This is a genomic window from Mycobacterium haemophilum DSM 44634 (genome assembly GCF_000340435.2).
Classification (GTDB): domain Bacteria; phylum Actinomycetota; class Actinomycetes; order Mycobacteriales; family Mycobacteriaceae; genus Mycobacterium; species Mycobacterium haemophilum.
In genome coordinates this window covers 902,811-923,503 of sequence record NZ_CP011883.2, presented here as the reverse complement: position 1 = coordinate 923,503, position 20,693 = coordinate 902,811, and the positions used below count along the sequence as shown (strand labels likewise).

16 protein-coding genes, 3 pseudogenes and 1 riboswitch are annotated in these 20,693 nt (G+C 65.1%); of the genes and pseudogenes, 11 read left to right on the top strand and 8 right to left on the bottom strand.

The window, feature by feature from the left end:
* Positions 1-5: 5 nt before the first annotated feature.
* Positions 6-1,376 (top strand): annotated as a pseudogene (locus B586_RS04430) (aspartate aminotransferase family protein); the annotation flags it as partial.
* Positions 1,377-1,430: 54 nt separating this feature from the next.
* A complete protein-coding gene (locus B586_RS04425; RefSeq protein WP_054880596.1) occupies positions 1,431-2,168 on the top strand; it encodes a class I SAM-dependent methyltransferase in 738 nt (245 codons plus the stop codon).
* Here the strand turns inward: B586_RS04425 and B586_RS04420 are convergent.
* Positions 2,165-2,572, bottom strand: coding sequence for a hypothetical protein (locus B586_RS04420; protein WP_211141572.1), 408 nt, complete (start codon positions 2,570-2,572; stop codon positions 2,165-2,167). The genes B586_RS04425 and B586_RS04420 overlap by 4 nt on opposite strands.
* 303 nt (positions 2,573-2,875) lie before the next feature.
* Between B586_RS04420 and dacB1 the strand changes: the two genes are divergently transcribed.
* From dacB1 to nagA, 3 genes are all read left to right on the top strand, one after another.
* On the top strand, positions 2,876-4,114 hold the full coding sequence (dacB1, locus tag B586_RS04415; RefSeq protein WP_054880598.1) for a D-alanyl-D-alanine carboxypeptidase DacB1: 1,239 nt from the start codon (positions 2,876-2,878) through the stop codon (positions 4,112-4,114).
* A 61-nt stretch (positions 4,115-4,175) separates the two neighbouring features.
* The gene (locus B586_RS04410; RefSeq protein ID WP_054880599.1) at positions 4,176-5,585 is read left to right on the top strand and encodes a sugar porter family MFS transporter; all 1,410 of its coding nucleotides are present in this window, start codon (positions 4,176-4,178) and stop codon (positions 5,583-5,585) included.
* A gap of 50 nt (positions 5,586-5,635) precedes the next feature.
* A complete protein-coding gene (gene nagA / locus B586_RS04405; RefSeq protein ID WP_054880600.1) occupies positions 5,636-6,790 on the top strand; it encodes an N-acetylglucosamine-6-phosphate deacetylase in 1,155 nt (384 codons plus the stop codon).
* Positions 6,791-6,816: 26 nt separating this feature from the next.
* Here the strand turns inward: nagA and yhjD are convergent, their stop codons facing one another.
* The gene (gene yhjD, locus B586_RS04400) at positions 6,817-7,860 is read right to left on the bottom strand and encodes an inner membrane protein YhjD (RefSeq protein WP_054880601.1); all 1,044 of its coding nucleotides are present in this window, start codon (positions 7,858-7,860) and stop codon (positions 6,817-6,819) included.
* Between the two features lie 11 nt (positions 7,861-7,871).
* Positions 7,872-8,903: a tryptophan--tRNA ligase gene (trpS, locus tag B586_RS04395; RefSeq protein WP_047313400.1), complete on the bottom strand. Its 1,032-nt coding sequence runs from the start codon at positions 8,901-8,903 to the stop codon at positions 7,872-7,874.
* Positions 8,904-9,073: 170 nt separating this feature from the next.
* Here trpS and B586_RS04390 point away from each other — a divergent pair, with 170 nt between their 5' ends.
* On the top strand, positions 9,074-9,868 hold the full coding sequence (locus B586_RS04390; RefSeq protein WP_047313512.1) for an alpha/beta fold hydrolase: 795 nt from the start codon (positions 9,074-9,076) through the stop codon (positions 9,866-9,868).
* Here the strand turns inward: B586_RS04390 and B586_RS04385 are convergent.
* A complete protein-coding gene (locus B586_RS04385; protein WP_047313401.1) occupies positions 9,865-11,091 on the bottom strand; it encodes an NADP-dependent isocitrate dehydrogenase in 1,227 nt (408 codons plus the stop codon). The two genes, B586_RS04390 and B586_RS04385, sit on opposite strands and share 4 nt — an antisense overlap.
* 145 nt (positions 11,092-11,236) lie before the next feature.
* Positions 11,237-11,356, top strand: a riboswitch (SAM riboswitch).
* Positions 11,357-11,518: 162 nt separating this feature from the next.
* On the opposite strand from B586_RS04385, the gene B586_RS04380 reads away from it, so the two are divergent.
* The 3 genes from B586_RS04380 to B586_RS04370 are packed head-to-tail and all read left to right on the top strand — an operon-like array spanning position 11,519 to position 14,762.
* The gene (locus tag B586_RS04380; RefSeq protein ID WP_082129317.1) at positions 11,519-12,862 is read left to right on the top strand and encodes a bifunctional o-acetylhomoserine/o-acetylserine sulfhydrylase; all 1,344 of its coding nucleotides are present in this window, start codon (positions 11,519-11,521) and stop codon (positions 12,860-12,862) included.
* Positions 12,863-12,873: 11 nt separating this feature from the next.
* Entirely contained in the window at positions 12,874-14,022 is a 1,149-nt protein-coding gene (metX, locus tag B586_RS04375) for a homoserine O-acetyltransferase MetX (protein WP_047313402.1), read from the top strand.
* Positions 14,023-14,030: 8 nt separating this feature from the next.
* A complete protein-coding gene (locus tag B586_RS04370; RefSeq protein WP_156406866.1) occupies positions 14,031-14,762 on the top strand; it encodes a class I SAM-dependent methyltransferase in 732 nt (243 codons plus the stop codon).
* A gap of 6 nt (positions 14,763-14,768) precedes the next feature.
* Here the strand turns inward: B586_RS04370 and B586_RS04365 are convergent.
* Together B586_RS04365 and B586_RS04360 are read right to left on the bottom strand one after the other, a co-directional pair.
* Positions 14,769-16,146 (bottom strand): annotated as a pseudogene (locus B586_RS04365) (HNH endonuclease signature motif containing protein).
* 81 nt (positions 16,147-16,227) lie between these two features.
* Complete coding sequence (locus tag B586_RS04360; RefSeq protein ID WP_231584630.1) at positions 16,228-17,667, bottom strand: FAD-dependent oxidoreductase; 1,440 nt, start codon at positions 17,665-17,667, stop codon at positions 16,228-16,230.
* Between the two features lie 265 nt (positions 17,668-17,932).
* Here B586_RS04360 and B586_RS04355 point away from each other — a divergent pair, with 265 nt between their 5' ends.
* Positions 17,933-18,322, top strand: a complete 390-nt coding sequence (locus B586_RS04355) for a DUF732 domain-containing protein (protein WP_052915555.1) — start codon at positions 17,933-17,935, stop codon at positions 18,320-18,322.
* Here the strand turns inward: B586_RS04355 and B586_RS04350 are convergent.
* The gene (locus tag B586_RS04350) at positions 18,319-18,600 is read right to left on the bottom strand and encodes a DUF3017 domain-containing protein (protein WP_054881076.1); all 282 of its coding nucleotides are present in this window, start codon (positions 18,598-18,600) and stop codon (positions 18,319-18,321) included. The genes B586_RS04355 and B586_RS04350 overlap by 4 nt on opposite strands.
* The gene (locus B586_RS04345) at positions 18,597-19,445 is read right to left on the bottom strand and encodes a bifunctional methylenetetrahydrofolate dehydrogenase/methenyltetrahydrofolate cyclohydrolase (protein ID WP_047313406.1); all 849 of its coding nucleotides are present in this window, start codon (positions 19,443-19,445) and stop codon (positions 18,597-18,599) included. Before B586_RS04345 ends, B586_RS04350 begins: the two co-directional genes overlap by 4 nt.
* Positions 19,446-19,471: 26 nt before the next feature.
* Between B586_RS04345 and B586_RS04340 the strand changes: the two are divergent.
* Positions 19,472-20,664, top strand: a pseudogene (locus tag B586_RS04340) (NADH:flavin oxidoreductase).
* Positions 20,665-20,693 lie beyond the last annotated feature (29 nt).

Genomic DNA, 20,693 nt, shown 5'->3' with positions numbered 1-20,693 from the left:
CCGGCAAGCCTAGCGTTAGGCTCGCGAACGACATGACTGACAATCTCTGGTTACATTTCACCCGGCACGGGCCGGGCATCACGGCGCCGATCATCACTCGCGGCGAGGGCGTCACCATCTTCGACGACCGCGGTAAAAGCTACCTGGACGCGCTATCCGGGCTGTTCGTGGTGCAGGTCGGTCACGGTCGTTGCGAGCTCGCCGAGGCGGCCGCCCGGCAAGCCAGCACCCTGGGGTACTTTCCGCTGTGGGGATACGCCACCCCGACCGCGATCGAGCTCGCCGAGCGGCTCGCCCACTATGCTCCGGGCGACTTGAACCGGGTGTTCTTTACCACCGGCGGCACCGAAGCGGTCGAAACCGCGTGGAAACTGGCCAAGCAGTACTTCAGGCTCACCGGCAAACCCGGCAAACATAAGGTCATTTCACGCTCGATCGCCTACCACGGCGCCACCCAGGGCGCCCTGGCGATTACCGGACTGCCGTTGTTCACGGCGCCGTTCGAGCCGGTGACGCCCGGCGGCTTCCGGGTGCCCAACACGAACTTCTACCGCGCGCCGGAGCCGTTCAGAGCCGGTCTCGGGACCGACATCAAGGCCTTCGGGCAGTGGGCTGCTGACCGGATCGCCGAGGCGATCGAGTTCGAAGGCCCGGATACCGTCGCGGCGGTGTTCTTGGAACCGGTGCAGAACGGGGGCGGCTCCATTCCGCCTCCCCCCGGCTATTTCGAGCGGGTCCGCGAGATCTGCGACGAGTACGACGTCTTGCTGGTCTCCGACGAGGTGATCTGTGCGTTCGGCCGGATCGGGTCGATGTTTGCCTGTGACGACTTCGGCTACCTGCCCGACATGATCACCTGCGCCAAGGGGCTGACCTCGGGCTATTCACCGCTAGGCGCGATGATCGCCAGCGGGCGGCTGTTCGAACCGTTCAACGACGGCAAAACGTTGTTCCCGCACGGCTACACCTTCGGCGGTCACCCGGTATCGACGGCCGTCGCGCTGGCCAACCTCGACATCTTCGAACGCGAGGGCCTCAACGACCAGGTCAAGCAGCGCTCACCCGCGTTGCGCGCCACCTTGGAGAAGTTGTATGACCTGCCGATCGTCGGCGATGTCCGCGGCGAGGGATATTTCTTCGGCATCGAACTGGTCAAGGACCAGGCGACCAAGCAGACCTTCTCCGGCGAGGAACGCCAAGCGCTGTTGAGCCAGGTGTCCGCCGCGCTGTTCGACACCGGGCTGTATTGCCGCACCGACGACCGCGGCGATTCCGTCATCCAGCTGGCGCCGCCGCTGATCAGCGGGCAAGCCGAGTTCGACACCATCGAATCCATCCTGCGTAGCGTGCTCACCGAGGTCTGCACCCGGCTGTAGGCGCACGCGATAATCGGTGGACGCCGCGAGCGGCCGGCCGGCAGAATCAGCGCCGTGCGCCACGAGGACATCTGGGACGCCGACGCGGCGCAGCGGTATGACACCCCAGGTACCGGGATGTTCGCGCCTGCGGTGCTGGAGCCGACGGTTGAGCGCCTCGTGGAACTCGCGGCAGGCGGCCGGGCGCTGGAATTCGCGATCGGAACCGGCCGGGTGGCGATCCCGCTGGCCGCCCGGGGTGTGTCCGTCACCGGCATCGAGCTGTCCCACGCGATGATCGCCCGGCTCCGTGAGAAGGCCGATGAGGCAGCTATTCCCGTCGTCGCGGGCGATATGACCACCGCCGTTGCTGCGGGCCATTTTGCCCTCGTCTACTTGGTCTACAACACGATCTCCAACCTGCTGACCCAAGCCGAGCAGGTCGCCTGCTTCCGCAACGCGGCGCGCCATCTGCGCCCCGGCGGGTGTTTCGTGATCGAGCTGTGGGTGCCCGAGTTGCGTACGCTTCCGCCCGGACAGCAGGCGACGGTGTTCGGTTGCGAGCCCGGCTACCTCGGCCTGGACACCTATGACGTCGCGCAGCAGCGGGTTGTCTCGCATCACTTTCGCTTCGGCGCGGGCAAACAGGCTCACTTGTTGCGCAGTCCGCACCGCTATATCTGGCCGGCCGAGCTTGACTTGATGGCTCAACTCGCCGGATTCCAGTTAGAGAGTCGGCACGCGGACTGGTCGGGTGCGGCGTTTACCGCGGAGTCCCGTTCCCACGTGTCCGTCTATCGCCTTCCCATTTAGCCGCCCCACAATTTCTGCGCCGAGTCCCAGGTCAACTGGGTAGGGTCGGTAACCGAGTTGTCAACCGTGGTGAAACGGCCGGATTGCTTGGGCACGTTAGGGTCCCGCGGGTTGATGAGCTGCTGCGTGAAGGTCGCCGTGGCGGTGTCGAAGATGAGAGTGTGCAGGACACTGATGCCTGACCAGTCCTGCGATGGTAGCGATATGAAATTCACTGTGTAGGTTGGGTCGGTGAAGTTGCCCTGCATCACGTATGTCCCGTAGTGGTTCTCGCCTTCGGACAAGATCGCATACATCCCGTTGTCGTAATACAACAGCACAGCATCAGGAAATGGCTTCTTCTCGTAAAGTTGTGTGTACTCCAGGCGTTGCAATTTGGTGGGCCGCCCGAACCGGACTGTCACGGCACCCACGCTCTTCGACTTCGATGACGTAGGCCAGGCGGCGGTAACAACCGTGATGGCGGCAGCACAGAGAATGAGAAGGCAAACTAGGGCAAGCCATGTCGTCTTCGGCCCGGCGAAGCGGGCGATGGGTGCAAACCGGAACCGTGTCATGCTGACACCTTCGCACGCATCGCTAGGCTGACCGACGAAGGGAGTCCCCAGGTTGTCACACCGGTAGATTGGCCTGGGGTAACTTCTGTCCCATCGGCCACAGCGCGGCTTCCGGGAATCGGGCGCCCGATCGCCTACTCTGCACCCACGATGTCTTTTTTACGTTCCGCATCATGCCTGGCAGCAGCGGTTTTCGCGATCGCTGGACCAGTCGCGCTGGGCCTGCCGACCGCCGTGCCAGTCGGACATGCCGAACCTAATGCCGGACCCAACACCGGTGCTGAAGCTTGCCCGTACCAGGTGTCGACTCCACCGGCGGTGGACTCCTCGGAGGTCCCCCAGGCCGGTGACCCGCCGATGCCACTGGCGGTGCCTCCCAAACCGGTCGGTGGCGAGGCGCTGAGCAGCTGCGGCATCGTCACCGCCCCGGACACACCTGCAGTGCCAGGCGACATCTCTGCCGAGGCGTGGCTGGTGGCGGATCTGGACAGCGGCGCCGTCATCGCCGCCCGCGATCCACACGGCCGGCACCGCCCGGCCAGCATCATCAAGGTGCTGGTCGCCATGGCGTCGATCAACACGTTCAACCTCAACAAATCGGTGGCCGGAACTGCCGAGGACGCCGCCGCCGAGGGCACCAAGGTTGGCGTCAACGACGGCGGCACGTACACCATCAACCAACTACTGCACGGGTTGTTGATGCACTCGGGCAACGACGCCGCGCACGCGTTGGCCATGCAGCTCGGCGGCATGGCCCAGGCGCTGCAGAAGATCAACGTGCTGGCCGTCAAGCTCGGCGGCCGGGATACCCGGGTGGCGACGCCATCGGGACTGGACGGGCCGGGCATGAGCACGTCGGCCTATGACATCGGCCTGTTCTACCGGTACGCCTGGCAGAACCCCACATTCAGCGACATCGTCGCGACCCGGACCTTCGACTTTCCCGGTCACGGCGACCACCCCGGCTACCAGCTGGAAAACGACAACCAGCTGCTCTACAACTACCCGGGTGCGCTGGGTGGCAAGACCGGCTACACCGACGACGCTGGCCAGACGTTCGTGGGCGCCGCCAACCGCAACGGCCGACGGCTGATGGCGGTGCTGCTGCACGGGACCCGACAGCCGATTGCGCCGTGGGAACAGGCAGCGCACTTGCTGGACTATGGCTTTGGCACCGCGGCCGGAACCCAGATCGGCACGCTGATCGAACCCGACCCCACGGTGGCCGCCAAACACGACGGTCCCGCGGATCGGCGCGTTGACGCAGCGGGCCTGATGCCGGCAAACGACGCGCTGCCGGTGCGGGTAGGTGTGGCGGTCGTCGGCGCGTTGATCGTGTTCGGGTTGATCATGGTCGCACGTTCGCTAAACCACCGACCGCAGCACTGAATGAGACTGCACGATCTGGGTTTGACCCACCACATTTGGCTGTGGCAGCGTCTCTGCGGTGATGGAGGCCCTTAACCAGGACGCTGGTCAACTGACTCGCTCGTCACAGCACCGACTACTGGTTGGGCTCACCGCCGCCAGCGTCGGCGTCATCTATGGTTACGACCTTTCCGGCATCGCCGGCGCGCTGCTGTTCATCACCGACCAATTCGGCCTGACCACGCGGCAACAAGAACTGCTGACCACCATGGCGGTGATCGGCCAGATCGCCGGGGCGTTTGGTGCCAGCGTGCTCGCCAATGCGATCGGACGCAGGAAGTCGATGGTGCTGATCGCTGTCGGCTACGCGGTATTCGCGCTGCTGGGTGCGGTCTCGGTCTCGCTGCCGATGCTGCTGGTGGCGCGACTGCTGATTGGCCTGACCATCGGCGTGACCGTGGTGATCGTGCCGGTATACGTCGCGGAATCGGCACCGGCCGCGGTGCGCGGATCATTGCTGACCGCCTATCAAGTGGCGATCGTCAGCGGGACCATCCTCGGCTACCTGACCAGCTACCTGCTGGCCGGCACGCACAGCTGGCGGTGGATTCTGGGGCTCGCTGTCGTGCCCGCGGCGCTGTTGCTGCCGATGTTGGTGCGGCTGCCAGATACCGCTCGCTGGTACCTGCTGAAGGGCCGGGTCGCCGACGCCCGCCGGGCGCTGCAGCGAGTGGAACCCGCCGACCGCGTCGACACCGAGCTCGCCGAGATCGCCCGGGCGCTCAGCGAAGGCAGCGGTGGCGTGTCGGAGCTGCTGCGGCGGCCGTATCGGCGAGCCAGCATCTTCGTGATCACCCTGGGCTTTCTCGCCCAGATCACCGGCATTAACGCGATCGTCTACTACAGCCCCCGGTTGTTCGCGGCCATGGGCTTTCGCGGCAACTTCGCGCTGCTGGCGTTGCCGGCGCTGGTGCAGTTCGCCGGTTTGGCGACGGTGTGCGCCGCACTGGTTCTGGTCGACCGGCGGGGCCGGCGCCCGATCCTGTTAGCCGGCATCGCGGCCATGATCACCGCCGACGTCGTGCTGATGGCGGTGTTCACCCAAGGATTCGGCGGTGCTGGGCCGATATTGGGGTTCGGCGGCGTGCTGCTGTTCATCATCGGCTTCAGCTTCGGGTTCGGCTCGTTAGTGTGGGTGTACGCCGGCGAGGCATTCCCGACTCGGCTGCGGTCGATGGGGTCAAGCGCCATGCTCACCTCCAATCTGGTGGCCAACGCGATCGTCGCCGCCTGCTTCCTGACGATGCTGCATTCGCTCGGCGTCGCAGGAGCTTTCGCGGTGTTTGGGCTATTTGCGGCGATTGCTTTCACCGTTGTTTATCGGCACGCACCAGAGACCAAAGGTCGCCAGCTCGAGGAGATCCAGCACTTCTGGGAAACCGGCGGGCGTTGGCCTGACGAAACACCTGTTGCCGCTGATAGTCGATCATGACCGCTCGCTCCCGATAGTCCGCGCGGACTGCACCAGGTGACTCCGACCCCGTGACGCTGATCAGCGCCGCAACAGTGGCGATCGACGGACAGATCTGCCGACCAGGCTGGCTACAGACGGCCGGCCGACAGATCCTGGCCTGCGGGGCCGGCGCACCTCCCCGGCCAGCCGACAGTAACTTCCCCAATTCCACTGTGGTTCCTGGGTTTATCGACATACATGTGCACGGTGGCGGCGGCGGATCGTACGCCGACGGAAACCGTCACGAGGTGGCCAAGGCCGCCGCATTTCACCTGCAGCACGGCACCACGACGACGCTGGCCAGTCTGGTCACCGCGGCACCCGCAGAACTCGCCGGCGCGGTACGCGACCTCGCCGAGGCGACGCAGCGGGGCATTGTGGCAGGAATCCACCTGGAGGGACCGTGGTTGAGCCCGGCCCAGTGCGGAGCACACGACCGCACGCAGCTCCGTGATCCGGATCCTGCCGAAATCGACGCGGTGCTCGCCGCCGGCGCCGGCGCGATCCGGATGATCACGCTGGCGCCCGAGCGGCACGGAAGCGATGCAGCGATCCAGCGCTTTCGTGACGCGGGTGTTGTTGTCGCCGTAGGACATACGGATGCGACGTATGAGCAAGCAAGGCACGCCGTCGAGCTGGGCGCGACCGTCGGCACCCATCTGTTTAACGCGATGCCACCGCTGCACCATCGCGCACCCGGACCCGCGCTAGCGTTGCTGGCCGACCCGCGCGTCACCGTCGAACTCATCGCCGACGGCGTACATGTGCACCCCGCCGCCATGCGCGCCGTGATCCAGGCCGCGGGCCCTAACCGGGTCGCCGTGGTCACCGACGCAATCGCCGCGTCCGGCTGTCACGACGGCGCGTTTCGGCTTGGCGCGGTTACGATCGACGTCGTGTCCGGTGTGGCGCGAGTTCAGGGAACGTCAACGATCGCCGGCAGCACTGCCACCATGGATCAGCTCTTCCGCAGTGTTGTCCAGCTCGGCTCAGCGTCAGGCTCGGACGCCGATGCGGCGCTGGCCGCCGCGGTCCAAATGACCGCGGCGACACCGGCCCATGCCCTCGGATTCGACAGCGTGGGCCGCCTGCGGGCAGGTTTGGACGCCAATCTTGTGGTGCTGGACCGCGATTTGCAGGTGACGGCCGTCATGGTGCACGGCACCTGGCGACTGGGCGGATAGCTGACCCGGCCCACACCTGGCCGCCGTCACGATAGCCGTGGGCCGAGCGCTCGGCGGGCTAGCCGGGAAAACGCCAGCACCCCAACGGCTCCCACGGCCATCGCGGCCAGCGCCTGGCGTGTGCTCAGACCCGCGTTCGCCGCTACCCGCGGAAAGATGACCACAGGAACGGAAGGCTCGACGGGCTTCGCGCGCGACCCCGCCGCCGCCGTCGCCGCCCACGCGGCCGCAAATAGGACCAAATACGCGGTGACATAGGCGAACACCATCACGCCAAGCACCGGCCCGAACGCGCGGCCCGCCGGGCTGCGTAGCACTATCTGCAGGTAGATCGATCCCACTTGCTTGAAAAGTTCAAACCCGACGGCGGCTATCAACCCGCCTCGCATCGAGGCGACCAGACTGACAGACTCCCGCGGCAGCCGGGCAATCATCCAGGTGAACAACAGCCAGGACACCAGCATCGACACCACTATCGAAGCACCCTGAAAGAGCACACCGAGCACCGAAAAGTTAGATATTCCAAGCCATCTCAGTATCATGGCCATCGGCGCCTGATGACCCAGCACAGTGAGCGCCAGGGTGACCAGGGTCACCACGAATGTCCCCACCATCGCCAACAGATCAGACAGTTTGTTGCGTAGGAAACCCGGTGAATCGATACGCTGCTCCCACCACATTTCGGTCAACGCCGCACGCAAATGCGACATCCAACCCAAGCCCGCCCACGCCGCGGTAGCCAGGCCGACAACGCCGACGGACGCGCGTGCATCGATCGCCCGATTCACCAAGTCGACCAGCTCCTGTCCCAGCCGGCCAGATGCCGCGGACCGAATGTGGTCGTCGATCGTGGTCAGCAGCTCCGGCCGACGGGACAGCACGAATCCGACCACCGAGACACTGACCATCAGCAACGGAAATAGCGCGAAGATCGTGTAGTAGGTGAGGCCGGCCGCGAAGAAGCTGCCGTTGCGCTGATCGAAACGCAGGTATGCGCGCACGACATGATCGAGCCACCCGAACCGGGCCCGCAGCCGATCAACGATCCCCGTGTTGGCCGGTTCCGTCATGGTGGGACGCCTTACCCCCGCTGCGGAAGAAAGCCCAGCCGGTCGTAGACCCGCCGCATCGTCTTGCCAGCCACCTCCTGAGCGCGTTGCGCCCCGACCGCAAGCACAGTCTCCACTTCGGTGAGGTCGGCCATCAATTCGTCGACCCGGGCCTTGATCGGGCTGACGAACTCGACAACGGCCTCGGCGGTGTCTTTCTTCAGGTCGCCATAACCGTGGCCGGCGTAGCGCTGCACCAGGGTGTCGACGTCGACCCCGGTGACCGCGGACTGGATGCTCAGCAGATTCGACACACCCGGCTTGGCATCCGGGTCGTACCGGATCTCCCGTTCACTGTCGGTCACCGCTGAGCGAATCTTCTTGGCGGATAACGCCGGGTCGTCGAGCAGGTTGATCAGCCCAGCATCGCTGGCCGCCGATTTACTCATCTTTGACGTCGGGTCGGCCAAGTCGTAGATCTTGGCGGTCATCTTGGGAATGAGCATGTCGGGAACCACGAAGGTGTCCGGGAAGCGGCTGTTGAACCGCTGCGCCACGTCGCGCGCCAGCTCCAGGTGCTGCCGCTGGTCCTCCCCCACGGGCACCAGATCGGTGTCGTAGGCCAACACGTCGGCGGCCTGCAAGACCGGGTAGGTGAACAAGCCAACGGTGGTGAAGTCGGCGCCCTGACGCAGCGACTTGTCTTTGAACTGTGTCATCCGCGACGCCTGCCCGAAGCCGGTGAAACAGCCCAGCACCCACGCCAACTGCGCATGGGCGGGTACGTGGCTTTGCACGAAAACGACGCTGCGCCCCGGATCGATACCCAGGGCCAGATATTGCGCGGCGGTGACCAGGGTCCGGCGCCGCAGCGCCTCGGGATCCTGCGCGATGGTGATGGCGTGCAGGTCGACCACACAGAAGAACGCTTCGTATTCGTCGGGATGATCGTCCTGCAGCGCGACCCACTGGGTGATGGCGCCCAGCGCGTTACCGAGGTGAAGCGAATCAGAAGTGGGCTGCACGCCGGAGAAAATCCGGCGGGATCCGGTAGCGGTGCTCATGATGCCCCGATCTTTTCACGTGAGCCCCCTGTCCCTTTGGGTGATGCACCCATGCCGGCCCGCCAACACCGGCGACACAGGCCGCGGTCGCTTGCGGTACCCGCGGTATCACCTTTAGGGTCGGCAGCATGAGCCGTCTGCCGATTCACCTTGGTTCTGGAGAGCCGGTCCTGCTGCTACACCCGTTCATGATGTCCCAGACGGTGTGGGAGATCGTGGCCCCGCAGTTGGCCAACACCGGCCGGTACGAGGTATTCGCTCCGACGATGGCCGGCCACCACGGTGGACCATCCCCGAGCAGCTGGCTGATGAGCGTCTCGACACTGGCCGACCACGTCGAGCAGCAACTCGACGAACTGGGCTGGGAGACCGCCCACCTGGTCGGCAACTCGCTCGGCGGCTGGGTGGTCTTCGAGCTCGAGCGGCGTGGGCGGGCACGCAGCGTCACCGGCATCGCCCCGGCGGGCGGTTGGACACGCTGGAGCCCGGTCAAGTTCGAGGTGATCGCCAAGTTCGTCGCCGGGATGCCATTGCTGGCGGTGGCCCGCGTGCTGGGTTCGCGGGCGTTATCCCTACCGTTTAGCCACCGGTTAGCCAGCCTGCCGCTGACCGGATCGCCGGGACAGCTCAGCGAACACCAGCTGCGCGACATCGTCGAGGATGCCGGGCACTGCCCGGCCTACTTCCTGCTGCTGATCAAGGCGCTGTTGCAGCCTGGGCTACAAGAGTTGGCGGAGATCACCGTGCCCGCTCAGTTGGTGCTCTGCGAGAAGGACCGAGTGCTACCGCCGCCCAGGTACAGCCGTCATTTCACCGACCGCCTGCCCGCGGGAACCCAGGTCACCATGCTCGACGGCATGGGGCACGTTCCAATGTTCGAGGCGCCCGAGGTAATCACCAAGCTCATCGCCAACTTCGTCGACCAATGCAGCGAGCCGGCCCAGGCAGCTAGCCCGGCGAGTTAGCCGAGCGCCTTCTTCAGGTTGTCGGCGATCGAATTGAGAAATTCCTCGCTGTTTTGCCAGTCCTGCTCGGGACCGATGAGCAGGGCCAAGTCCTTGGTCATCTTCCCGCTCTCGACCGTGCCGATGACGACCTCTTCCAGCTGCTGGGCGAAGTCGACCACTTCTGGTGTGCCGTCCAGCTTGCCGCGGTGCGCCAATCCGCGCGTCCAGGCGAAGATCGACGCAATCGGATTGGTCGATGTCGGTTTGCCGGCCTGATACTGCCGGAAATGCCGGGTGACAGTGCCGTGCGCGGCCTCAGCCTCGACGGTCTTACCGTCGGCCGTCATCAACACCGACGTCATCAGTCCCAGCGACCCGTAGCCCTGCGCGACGGTGTCCGACTGCACGTCGCCGTCGTAGTTCTTGCAGGCCCACACATAGCCGCCCTCCCACTTGAGGCAGGCGGCGACCATGTCGTCGATCAGTCGATGCTCGTAGGTCAGCCCGGCGGCTTCGAACTTGTCCTTGAATTCCTCGTCGTAGATGCGCTGGAACTCGTCTTTGAACATGCCGTCGTAGGCCTTGAGGATGGTGTTCTTGGTCGACAGGTACACCGGCCATTTGGCGTTCAGGCCATAAGAGAACGATGCGCGCGCGAAGTCCCGGATGGAATCTTTGAAGTTGTACATCCCCATCACGACACCACCGTCTTCGGGGATGGACACCATCTCGTGCACGATCGGCTCGCTGCCGTCGGATGGAGTGAAAGTGATTGAGACGGTGCCAGGCTGGTCGACCTTGAAGTTGATCGCCCGGTACTGGTCACCAAAAGCGTGGCGGCCGATGACAATCGGCTTGGTCCAGCCCGGAACCAGTCGCGGAACATTCGAAATTACAATCGGCTCGCGAAAAATGGTTCCGCCCAATATGTTTCGGATAGTCCCGTTGGGCGACAGCCACATCTTCTTCAGATTGAATTCCTGGACACGGGCCTCGTCGGGGGTGATCGTGGCGCATTTAACGCCCACACCGTGCTTCTTAATGGCATAAGCGGCGTCGATCGTTACCTGGTCGTCAGTGCAATCGCGGTGCTCGATGCCCAGGTCGTAGTAGTCCAGGTTGATGTCCAGATGCGGCAAGATCAACATGTCTTTGATGAGTTTCCAGATGACGCGGGTCATCTCATCACCATCGAGCTCTACTACCGGGCCTTTGACTTTGATCTTGGGTTCATTGGACATGCGAGTCCGAATCCTCCGGCCGTGTCAGCGATTGCCTGTCAGGCCAGCCTACTAGCCGCGTTGAGGTGCTAGGAGGGCCGCTAAACAGCCAGCTAAGGCCGTCAGAGTTGACGTCGGGTCCCTGCCATGCGATAGGCTTCACATCGGTCATGAGCGCCAGCGTCAAGCCCCGGCTTGCTGGCCGGCAACCCTCCAACCGCGGTGGGGTGCCCCGGGTGATGACCAGGTTGAGTAGCCAAAGCCGGCTACGCGGCAAGCGCGGGTCCGCCATGACGGGCCCCTGAGCAGACAGGGAAACGTGATGTGCCCCCATCCAGCCATGTGTGTCGCTGCTAGTCGGCAGCGTTGGTTGACGTCATCAGCGACGACGTCCTAGCCCTGAGCATCCCGGTACCCGATTCGCCACTTCCAGCAGAAGGCAACCCAAGTGAGCTCTGAAAACAGCACCCAGGCCGATTCGATCGCGCATTGGGCGTTCGAAACGAAACAGGTTCATGCCGGGCAGAGCCCCGACTCGGCCACCAACGCCCGTGCATTGCCGATCTACCAGACCACCTCCTACACGTTCACCGACACCGCCCATGCCGCCGCGCTCTTCGGGCTGGAGGTTCCGGGCAACATCTACACCCGGATCGGCAACCCGACCACCGATGTCGTCGAGCAACGTATCGCCGCGCTGGAGGGCGGCGTGGCCGCACTGTTCCTTGCTTCTGGGCAGGCCGCGGAAACCTTCGCCATCTTGAACCTGGCCGGAGCCGGCGACCACATCGTGTCCAGCCCACGGCTCTACGGCGGAACCTATAACTTGTTCCACTACTCGCTGGCCAAGATCGGCATCGAGGTTAGCTTCGTCGCGGATCCCGACGATCTGGATTCGTGGCAGGCGGCGGTCCGACCGAACACCAAGGCGTTCTTCGGCGAGACCATCTCGAACCCGCAGATCGACCTGCTGGATACTCCCGGTGTCGCCGAGGTCGCCCACGCCAATGGGCTACCGCTGATCGTCGACAACACCATCGCGACGCCCTATCTCATCCAGCCACTGAGCCAGGGCGCCGACATCGTGGTGCACTCGGCCACCAAGTATCTCGGTGGGCATGGCGCCGCGATCGCCGGAGTGATCGTCGACGGCGGTACCTTTGACTGGACACAAGGCCGCTTCCCCGGATTCACCACACCCGATCCCAGCTACCACGGGGTGGTGTACGCCGAGCTCGGGCCGCCGGCGTATGCACTCAAGGCTCGCGTACAGCTGTTGCGTGACTACGGATCCGCGGCTGCACCGTTCAACGCATTCCTGGTGGCCCAAGGTCTCGAGACGCTGAGCCTGCGGGTAGAACGGCACGTCGCCAATGCGCAGCGGGTCGCCGAGTTTTTGGCCAACCACGATGGCGTGGTGTCGGTGAACTACGCAGGACTGCCCAGTTCGCCATGGCATGAACGGGCAAAGAAGCTGGCGCCCAAAGGAACTGGAGCCGTTCTATCGTTCGAGCTGGCTGGTGGCGCAGCGGCCGGCAAGGCGTTCGTGAATGCGCTGAAACTGCACAGTCACGTCGCCAACATCGGCGACGTGCGCTCGCTGGTGATTCATCCGGCTTCGACCACCCACGCCCAGCTAAGCCCCGCCGAGCAGTTGGCCACTGGGGTCAGCCCCGGGCTGGTGCGGCTGGCCGTCGGCATCGAGGGCATCGACGACATCCTGGCCGACCTGGAGCTCGGCTTCACGGCGGCCCGCAAGAGCAGTGATCCGCAGGCTGTGGCGGCCTTTTGAGGGCACCTGACATGACAATCTCCGACGTCGGAACCCAGACGCTGCCGGCCGAAGGCGAGGTCGGCTTGGTCGACATCGGCTCGTTGACCACCGAAAGCGGTGCCGTCATCGACGACGTCTGTATCGCCGTTCAGCGCTGGGGTGAGTTGTCGCCTGCGCGAGACAACGTGGTGGTGGTACTGCATGCGCTCACCGGTGACTCGCACATCACCGGGCCCGCCGGACCGGGGCATCCCACACCTGGCTGGTGGGACGGGATAGCTGGGCCGGGTGCGCCGATCGACACCAACCGCTGGTGCGCGGTAGCCACCAACGTGCTGGGTGGTTGCCGTGGCTCCACCGGTCCCAGCTCGCTTGCCCGCGACGGAAAGCCTTGGGGCTCAAGATTTCCGCTGATATCGGTACGCGACCAGGTGGCGGCGGATATCGCCGCACTGGCCGCCATGGGAATTACCAAGGTTGCCGCCGTCGTTGGAGGATCCATGGGCGGCGCGCGGGCGCTGGAATGGATCGTCGGCCACCCGGATCAGGTCCGGTCCGGGCTGTTGCTGGCGGTCGGTGCGCGCGCCACCGCCGACCAGATCGGCACCCAGACCACCCAGATCGCCGCCATCAAGACCGACCCGAACTGGCAGGGCGGCGATTACTACGAGACCGGGAGGGCACCGGACGCCGGTTTGACGGTCGCCCGCCGCTTCGCCCACCTGACCTACCGCGGCGAGGTCGAGCTCGACACCCGGTTTGCCAACGGCAGCCAGGGCAACGAGAACCCCGCGACGGGCGGCCGCTACGCGGTACAGAGTTACCTAGAGCACCAGGGTGACAAGCTGTTGGCCCGCTTCGACGCCGGCAGCTACGTGGTCTTGACCGAGGCGCTGAGCAGCCACGACGTGGGCCGGGGTCGCGGCGGGGTGGGTGCGGCGCTGCGCGGGTGCCCGGTACCGGTGGTGGTTGGTGGCATTACCTCGGATCGGCTCTACCCGCTGCGCTTGCAGCAGGAGCTAGCCGAGCTGCTGCCGGGCTGTACCGGGCTGCGGGTTGTCGACTCCATCTACGGGCATGACGGCTTCCTGGTGGAATCCGAGGCCGTCGGCACATTGATCCGTCAAACCCTCGAATTGGCCGATGCGGGTTTCCGGGAAGACGTGTGTTCGCGGTGACACCACTCATCAAGTCTCTCCACGACCGCTCGCTGTCGTTCGGCTCCGCGGCGGCCGCCTATGAGCGAGGACGCCCGTCGTACCCACCCGAGACAATCGACTGGCTGTTGCCGGCCGGAGCGCGCCAGGTGCTTGACCTGGGTGCGGGCACCGGCAAGCTGACCACCCGGCTGGTCGAACGCGGCTTGGACGTGGTGGCCGTCGACCCGATTCCCGAGATGCTGGATGTGCTGCACGCTTCGCTGCCAGACACTCGTGCGCTGCTAGGCACTGCGGAAGAGATTCCGTTGCAGGACAACAGCGTTGACGCCGTGCTGGTCGCTCAGGCGTGGCACTGGGTCAATCCCGCGCGAGCCATCCCCGAGGTGGCCCGGGTGCTGCGGCCGGGCGGGCGACTGGGCCTGGTGTGGAATACCCGCGACGAACGACTCGGCTGGGTGCGCGAGCTAGGTCAGATCATCGGACGCGACGGCGACCCGGTCCGTAACAAGGTGACGCTGCCGGCACCGTTCACCGATATGGCGCGCCATCAAGTCGAATGGACGAATTACCTTACGCCGCAAGCATTGATCGACTTAGTGGCGTCTCGCAGCTACTGCATCACCTCGCCGGCCGAGGTGCGCACCAGAACGCTCGACCAGGTACGTGAGCTGCTGGCCACCCATCCGGCGCTGGCGAATTCGGCTGGCCTGGCGTTGCCCTATGTCACCGTGTGTATTCGTGCGACGTTGGCCGCCTAGCGCGGGCTAGCTCGCCGCGTCTTCGTCGTCCCCATCGCGCAGCAGTTTTTCGGAGTGCCAGTACGTGTTGGTGCGGGGTTGGCGGTGGTCGAGGTGTGGGGGCGGGATCCATTCGGTGTCGCCGTGGGTGTTTTTTCGGGTGGTCCAGCCGCCGGGTTGCAGCAGGCGGTGTTGGGGGCCGCAGCCGAAGGTGAGGTTGTTGATGTCGGTACTGCGGCATTGGGCGTACTCGGTGACGTGATGGACTTCGCAGTAGTAGCCGGGCACCGTGCAGCCGGGCGCGGAGCAACCCCGTTCCTTGGCGTACAACACGATTCGCTGCCCGGGAGAGGCGAGTCGTTTGGTGTGGTAGAGCGCGAGCGCTTTGCCTTTGTCGAAGATGGCCAGATAGTGCCGGGCGTGGCGGGCTAGGCGGATAACATCACTCATGGGCAATAGGGTGCCGCCGCCGGTGAGGCCTTTGCCGGCGGCAGCCTCGAGCTCGGCCAGGGTGGTGGACACGATGATGGAGGCCGGTAGCCCATTGTGCTGGCCCAGCTTTCCCGAACACAGCAGGGCACGCAACGCCGCATTGAGTGCATCATGGTTGCGTTGGGCGGGGCTGCGGGTGTCTTTGTCGATGGCCTGTTGCGAAGGTGCGCCGTCCACACATGCGGTGTCATCGGTGGGGTTGCACATGCCCGGCGCGGCCAGTTTGGCCAGCACAGCCTCCAGCGTGGCGCGGGCCTCGGGGGTCAGCCAACCGCGCAGCGCCGTCATGCCGTCGGCTTGCTGGTTGCCTAAGGTTAAGCCGCGCCGCCGGGCCCGGTCGGTGTCGCTGTAGGTCCCGTCGGGATTGAGGCAGTCGGCGAGTTTATCGGCCAGCCCTGCCAGCTGTTCGGGCCGAAACTGGGTGCCTTTCTTGGCCAAATCAGTTTCGGCGTGTTCGCGGGTTGCCGTATCGACCCAGCCGGGCAACTCGTGGCAGAACTTCCGAATCACCGCCACCTGACCGGCGCCGAGCTTGCCCTGGCGTTGCGCTGCGGCGGTCGCGGCCAAGACGGGTGGCAACGGTTCACCGGTCAAGCCCCGACGCGGCCCCAGATCGGCGGCCTCCCGGATACGCCGGGCGGCTTCGGCGCGGCTGATCAGCGTCCACTCGGCAATCGCATGCGAGAGCCTACCGCCGAGCTCTTCGGGGGTCGCTTGGCGGGCAAGCTGATTGATCATTGGGTGTTCGACGGCAGGTATCCTGCGGCGCACCCGCTCCACCCGCTCCAACAACCAACCACTCCCGGGCGCACAGCGCATCAAAATCCAGCGCGACCACCCCATCAACCGCAGCATCCAACGCATCAAAGGCCGCCGTGATCGCCTCCCGATCAACAACACGACCCGAACCCATAAACTCAAACTGACCGAGCCCACTGACAAAAAACCGCTCCTCGAAACCAGAGTGACGCAAGTTGTTTCGCCTAGGGACCTCTCAGAAATCGAGCCCGGAAAACATGATCCGGTTGGGGTCGTATTTCTGGCGGATGGCCGTCAACTGTGCCAAGTTCGAACCGAAGTAGCGCGACGCCGAAGTTTTGGGCTCTAGATAGTTAACGTATCCCCCCGCCGAAAACTGTTGCACCGCCTGGTGTGCAGCATTCAGCCACTGCGTGGCGGCGGGCACTTTGCCGCTGTTGGGTTGGGAGTACCACTGCAGTACCGCGGACTGCCGGCGCCACGGGAACGCGGAATCTTCCGGTGCCACGTCGGCGACTGCACCGCCCAGCGAGTCGACGAGCACCGACGCCGCCCCGGCCGCCACGGGCCACTGCCCAATCGCGGTGGCGATGGCACGGGCCGCGCTGGCATTCACCGTGGTGATCACATCCGAACCAGCGACAAAGCCGCGAGGTGCGGGCGTCGAGCTACCACCAGCCAAGTACATCACCAGATCCATATGGTTAAACGTCTTATTCTGAACCGCGCTGGGCTGCAACCCAACTGCGCGTTTGATCGCATCAGCCACTCCCGGGCCAGCGCCCGCTGGGCAGGTCGCCAGCACATGGCAGTTCGTCTGAGACGAACTGACCGAGAGATCGACCATCCCCCAAGTGTTTCGGTCGGCCGCGGTCAGCCAGGTCTGCCAACCAACGAGCACCTGCACTGCCGACGATGGCGGAAAATCAAGCCGGACGACGTCACTGTCAGCGGTTGCGAAGGTCGCGAAAGTCATCGACGTCGCCACCCCGAAGTTGCCGCCGCCACCACCACGAAGCGCCCAGAACAGATCGGGATTGTCGTGAGCAGACGCGGTGACCACGTCGCCGCTCGGCAACACCACCGTGGCCGACTGCAGCGCGTCGCAGGTAAGGCCGGCGTGCCGGGAATCGGCGCCCAGCCCGCCGCCCAGCGTTAGCCCCGCGGCGCCGACGGTTGGACAGGTACCCATGGGGATCGCCCGGCCGGCGCCGGCCAGCGCCTGGTGGACCGCATACAGAGTGGTCGCCGGTGCCACTGTGACATTCCCGCTGCCGCTATCAAAGTTCGTCTCGCCGGGAAGCCCGCGCAGGTCGAGCACCATAGTGCCGGGGGCGGTCGACGCCCCAGTATACGAATGCCCACCACCGCGCGGGGCGACCTTGAGCTTGTTCGCCGTCGCGAACGCGACCGCCTTCTGGACATCCGCCTGTGTTGCGACCCTGACGACGGCCGCCGGGTTAGAGCCGTTGTACAGCGAATTGAAAACTTGCTTGCCCGTGGTAAATGCAGCGCCGCTGGCTGGCAGCAGGACGCTGCCACCAATGGCGGAGGCCAGCGGACCCCAGCCGACAGCCGGGTCCGCCACAGCCCGCGCAGCGCCGAACACAGCTCCAGTCGCCAACGCTCCGACGGCGCCGCGAAGAAACGTCTGCCGTGACATCCCATGATTCAGCGCCCGGCCCCGATTCGTCGTCATGGGCCGGATTCTTAACCATCGCGCAGATGAAAATCCGGTGTCACGGCACGTGTCAGATCACAGTGTGGCTTCGATCCGCCCGAAACATGCTGCACCGGCTGCTGTTGGGCAAACCTTTATCTCCGCGTGCTGCAAATGTGACTGCTATAGATCAATGTTCCTAACGTTGATTTGAGTGCCCTCAAGGCACTCCGAAACTGGGGAGCCTGTCATGAACACACCAGCGAGAACTCACCGCTGGATTCGGCTATTTCGCTGTCAACCATTGACCATTCGTCTGCTGGTGGCAACCGCCGCCGTGGTCACCGCGGCCGCAGCATTCGAAGCACCAGCCGAGGCAGACCCGATCGACGACACCTTCATCGACACGCTGAACCACGCCGGCGTCAACTTCGGCGAACCAGGAAGCGCGAAGGCAATGGGCCAGTCCGTCTGCCCGATGCTCGCCGAGCCGGGCGGCAATTTCGCCGCTGCCGTACAGCGCATTCAGGGAAACAGCGGCATGTCCCCGCAGATGGCCAACGCCTTTACCAGGATCGCGATTTCGATGTACTGCCCCACCATGATGGCCAACGTGGCCAGCGGCAACATACCCGGTCTGCCGCCAATCCCGGGTGTACCGGGAAGCTAGCCGGTGCCCAACGGGTCGATGGTCGACGCGATGTAGACCATCGCCGTCCCGACCAACACCGTTGTCACGAAGTCGATGCCCTTGCTGCGCACCATCAACAGACCGGCTCGCTCGTCGGATAACACCAGTCGCAGCACCGCCGCTACCCCGACACCGATACCGATCAGCAGCGAACCGCGACGCCAGAAATTTGCCCCCGCCAGCACGAACGCTGCCGCGAAGATCAACCCAACCAGCAGAATCGGCCATTGCGCCCGCAACGCCGCACGCACGCTTATTGCCGCCCCTCGGCCAATTCGACAACGTTGGTCAGCAGAAACGCCCGGGTGAGCGGGCCGACGCCACCGGGATTCGGTGAGACGTGACCGGCGACCTCCCAAACATCGGGATGCACGTCGCCGACGAGCCCGGCCTCGGTCCGGCTGACGCCGACATCGACGACCGCGGCGCCGGGACGCACCATGTCGGCGGTCAGCAGATGCGGCACACCGACGGCGGCCACAATGATGTCGGCCTGCTTGGTTAGCGCGGCCAGATCGCGAGTTCCGGTGTGGCACAACGTCACCGTGGCGTTCTCGGAGCGCCGCGTCAGCAGCAGCCCCAGCGGGCGGCCCACCGTCACACCGCGCCCGATGATGACGACATGTGCGCCGGCGATCTCGACGCCGTAGCGCCGTAGCAGGTGCACGATGCCGCGCGCGGTACACGGCAGCGGCGCCGGGGTGGACAGCACTAGCCGGCCGAGGTTCGTTGGGTGCAGGCCGTCGGCGTCCTTGACGGGGTCGACACGCTCCAGCGCCGCGTTCTCATCCAGCTGCTTAGGTAGCGGCAACTGCACGATATAGCCGGTGCAGTCGGGGTTGGCGTTCAGTTCGTCGATGGTGTCGTGCAGCGTGGCCGTGGTGATGTCGGCGGGCAGGTCGCGGCGAATCGAGGTGATGCCCACCTTCGCGCAGTCGGCGTGCTTGCCACGGACGTAGGCCTGTGATCCGGGGTCGTCACCGACCAGGATGGTGCCCAGCCCGGGTGTGCGGCCGGATTCGGTTAATGCTGCCACGCGTTGTTTGAGGTCGACGAGGATCTCGTCTCGGGTGGCCTTGCCGTCCAGCGTGATTGCGCCCACGTCTGACAGTCTGGCACGCTCGCGATATGGCTCCGGCCCCGGACGTGTTCAGCCCAGCCAAACTCGGTCCGCTCACCCTGCGTAACCGTGTCATCAAGGCCGCGACATTCGAGGCGCGCACACCAGACGCGCTGGTCACCGATGACCTGATCGAGTACCACCGGCTGCCGGCGGGGTCGCCATGACCACCGTCGCGTATTGCGCGGTCTCCCCCGGTGGCCGCACCAGCGGCAATCAGATCTGGATGCGCCCGCAGGCGCTACCCGGGTTGCGTCAGCTAACCGAGGCGATCCATGCGCAGGGCGCGGCGGTGAGCGCACAGATCGGCCACGCGGGGCCGGTGGCCGATGCCCGCTCCACCAAGGCCACTGCCCTGGCGCCGGTGCGGTTCTTCAATCCGATCGGGATGCGGTTCGCCAAAAAGGCGACCCGCGAGGATATCGGCGACGTGCTGGCCGCCCACGCCGACGCCGCCCGCCTGGCCGTCGACGCCGGCTTCGACGCCGTCGAAATCCATTTGGGCCATAACTATTTGGCGAGCGCATTTCTGTCTCCGCTGATCAACCGTCGCGATGACGAGTTCGGCGGATCACTGCAGAACCGGGCTAAGGTCGCGCGTGGGTTGGTGCTGGCGGTGCGTCGGGCCGTCCAGCAACAGATCGCGGTGACCGCCAAGCTCAATATGGCCGACGGCGTGCGCGGCGGGATCACCACCGACGAGGCGCTCACCACCGCCAGGTGGCTGCAGGACGATGGCGGGCTGGACGCGATCGAACTCACCGCGGGCAGCTCGTTGGTGAACCCGATGTATTTGTTCCGCGGCGATGCGCCGGTCAAGGAGTTCGCCGCCGCTTTCCCGCCGCCGGTGCGCTGGGGCATGCGCCTGACGGGCAAGAAATTTCTCCGCGAGTACCCTTACCGCGACGCGTATTTGTTGCGCGACGCCCGGCTGTTCCGCGCCGAGCTGTCCATGCCGCTGATTTTGCTCGGCGGCATCACCAACCGGGAAACGATGGATCTGGCGATGGCGGAGGGCTTCGAGTTCGTCGCGATGGCCCGGGCGTTGCTTGCCGAACCGGATTTAGTCAACCGGATCGCGGCCAACACCGATCAGCGCCAAGTGCATTCGGCGTGCACGCATTGCAACCAGTGCATGCCCACCATCTACCAGCGCACCCGCTGCGTCGTGACCGGGGCGCCCGACCGGTTGCCCCGCTGACCGCCAGCCGTCGATCTTGGCGGCTGGCC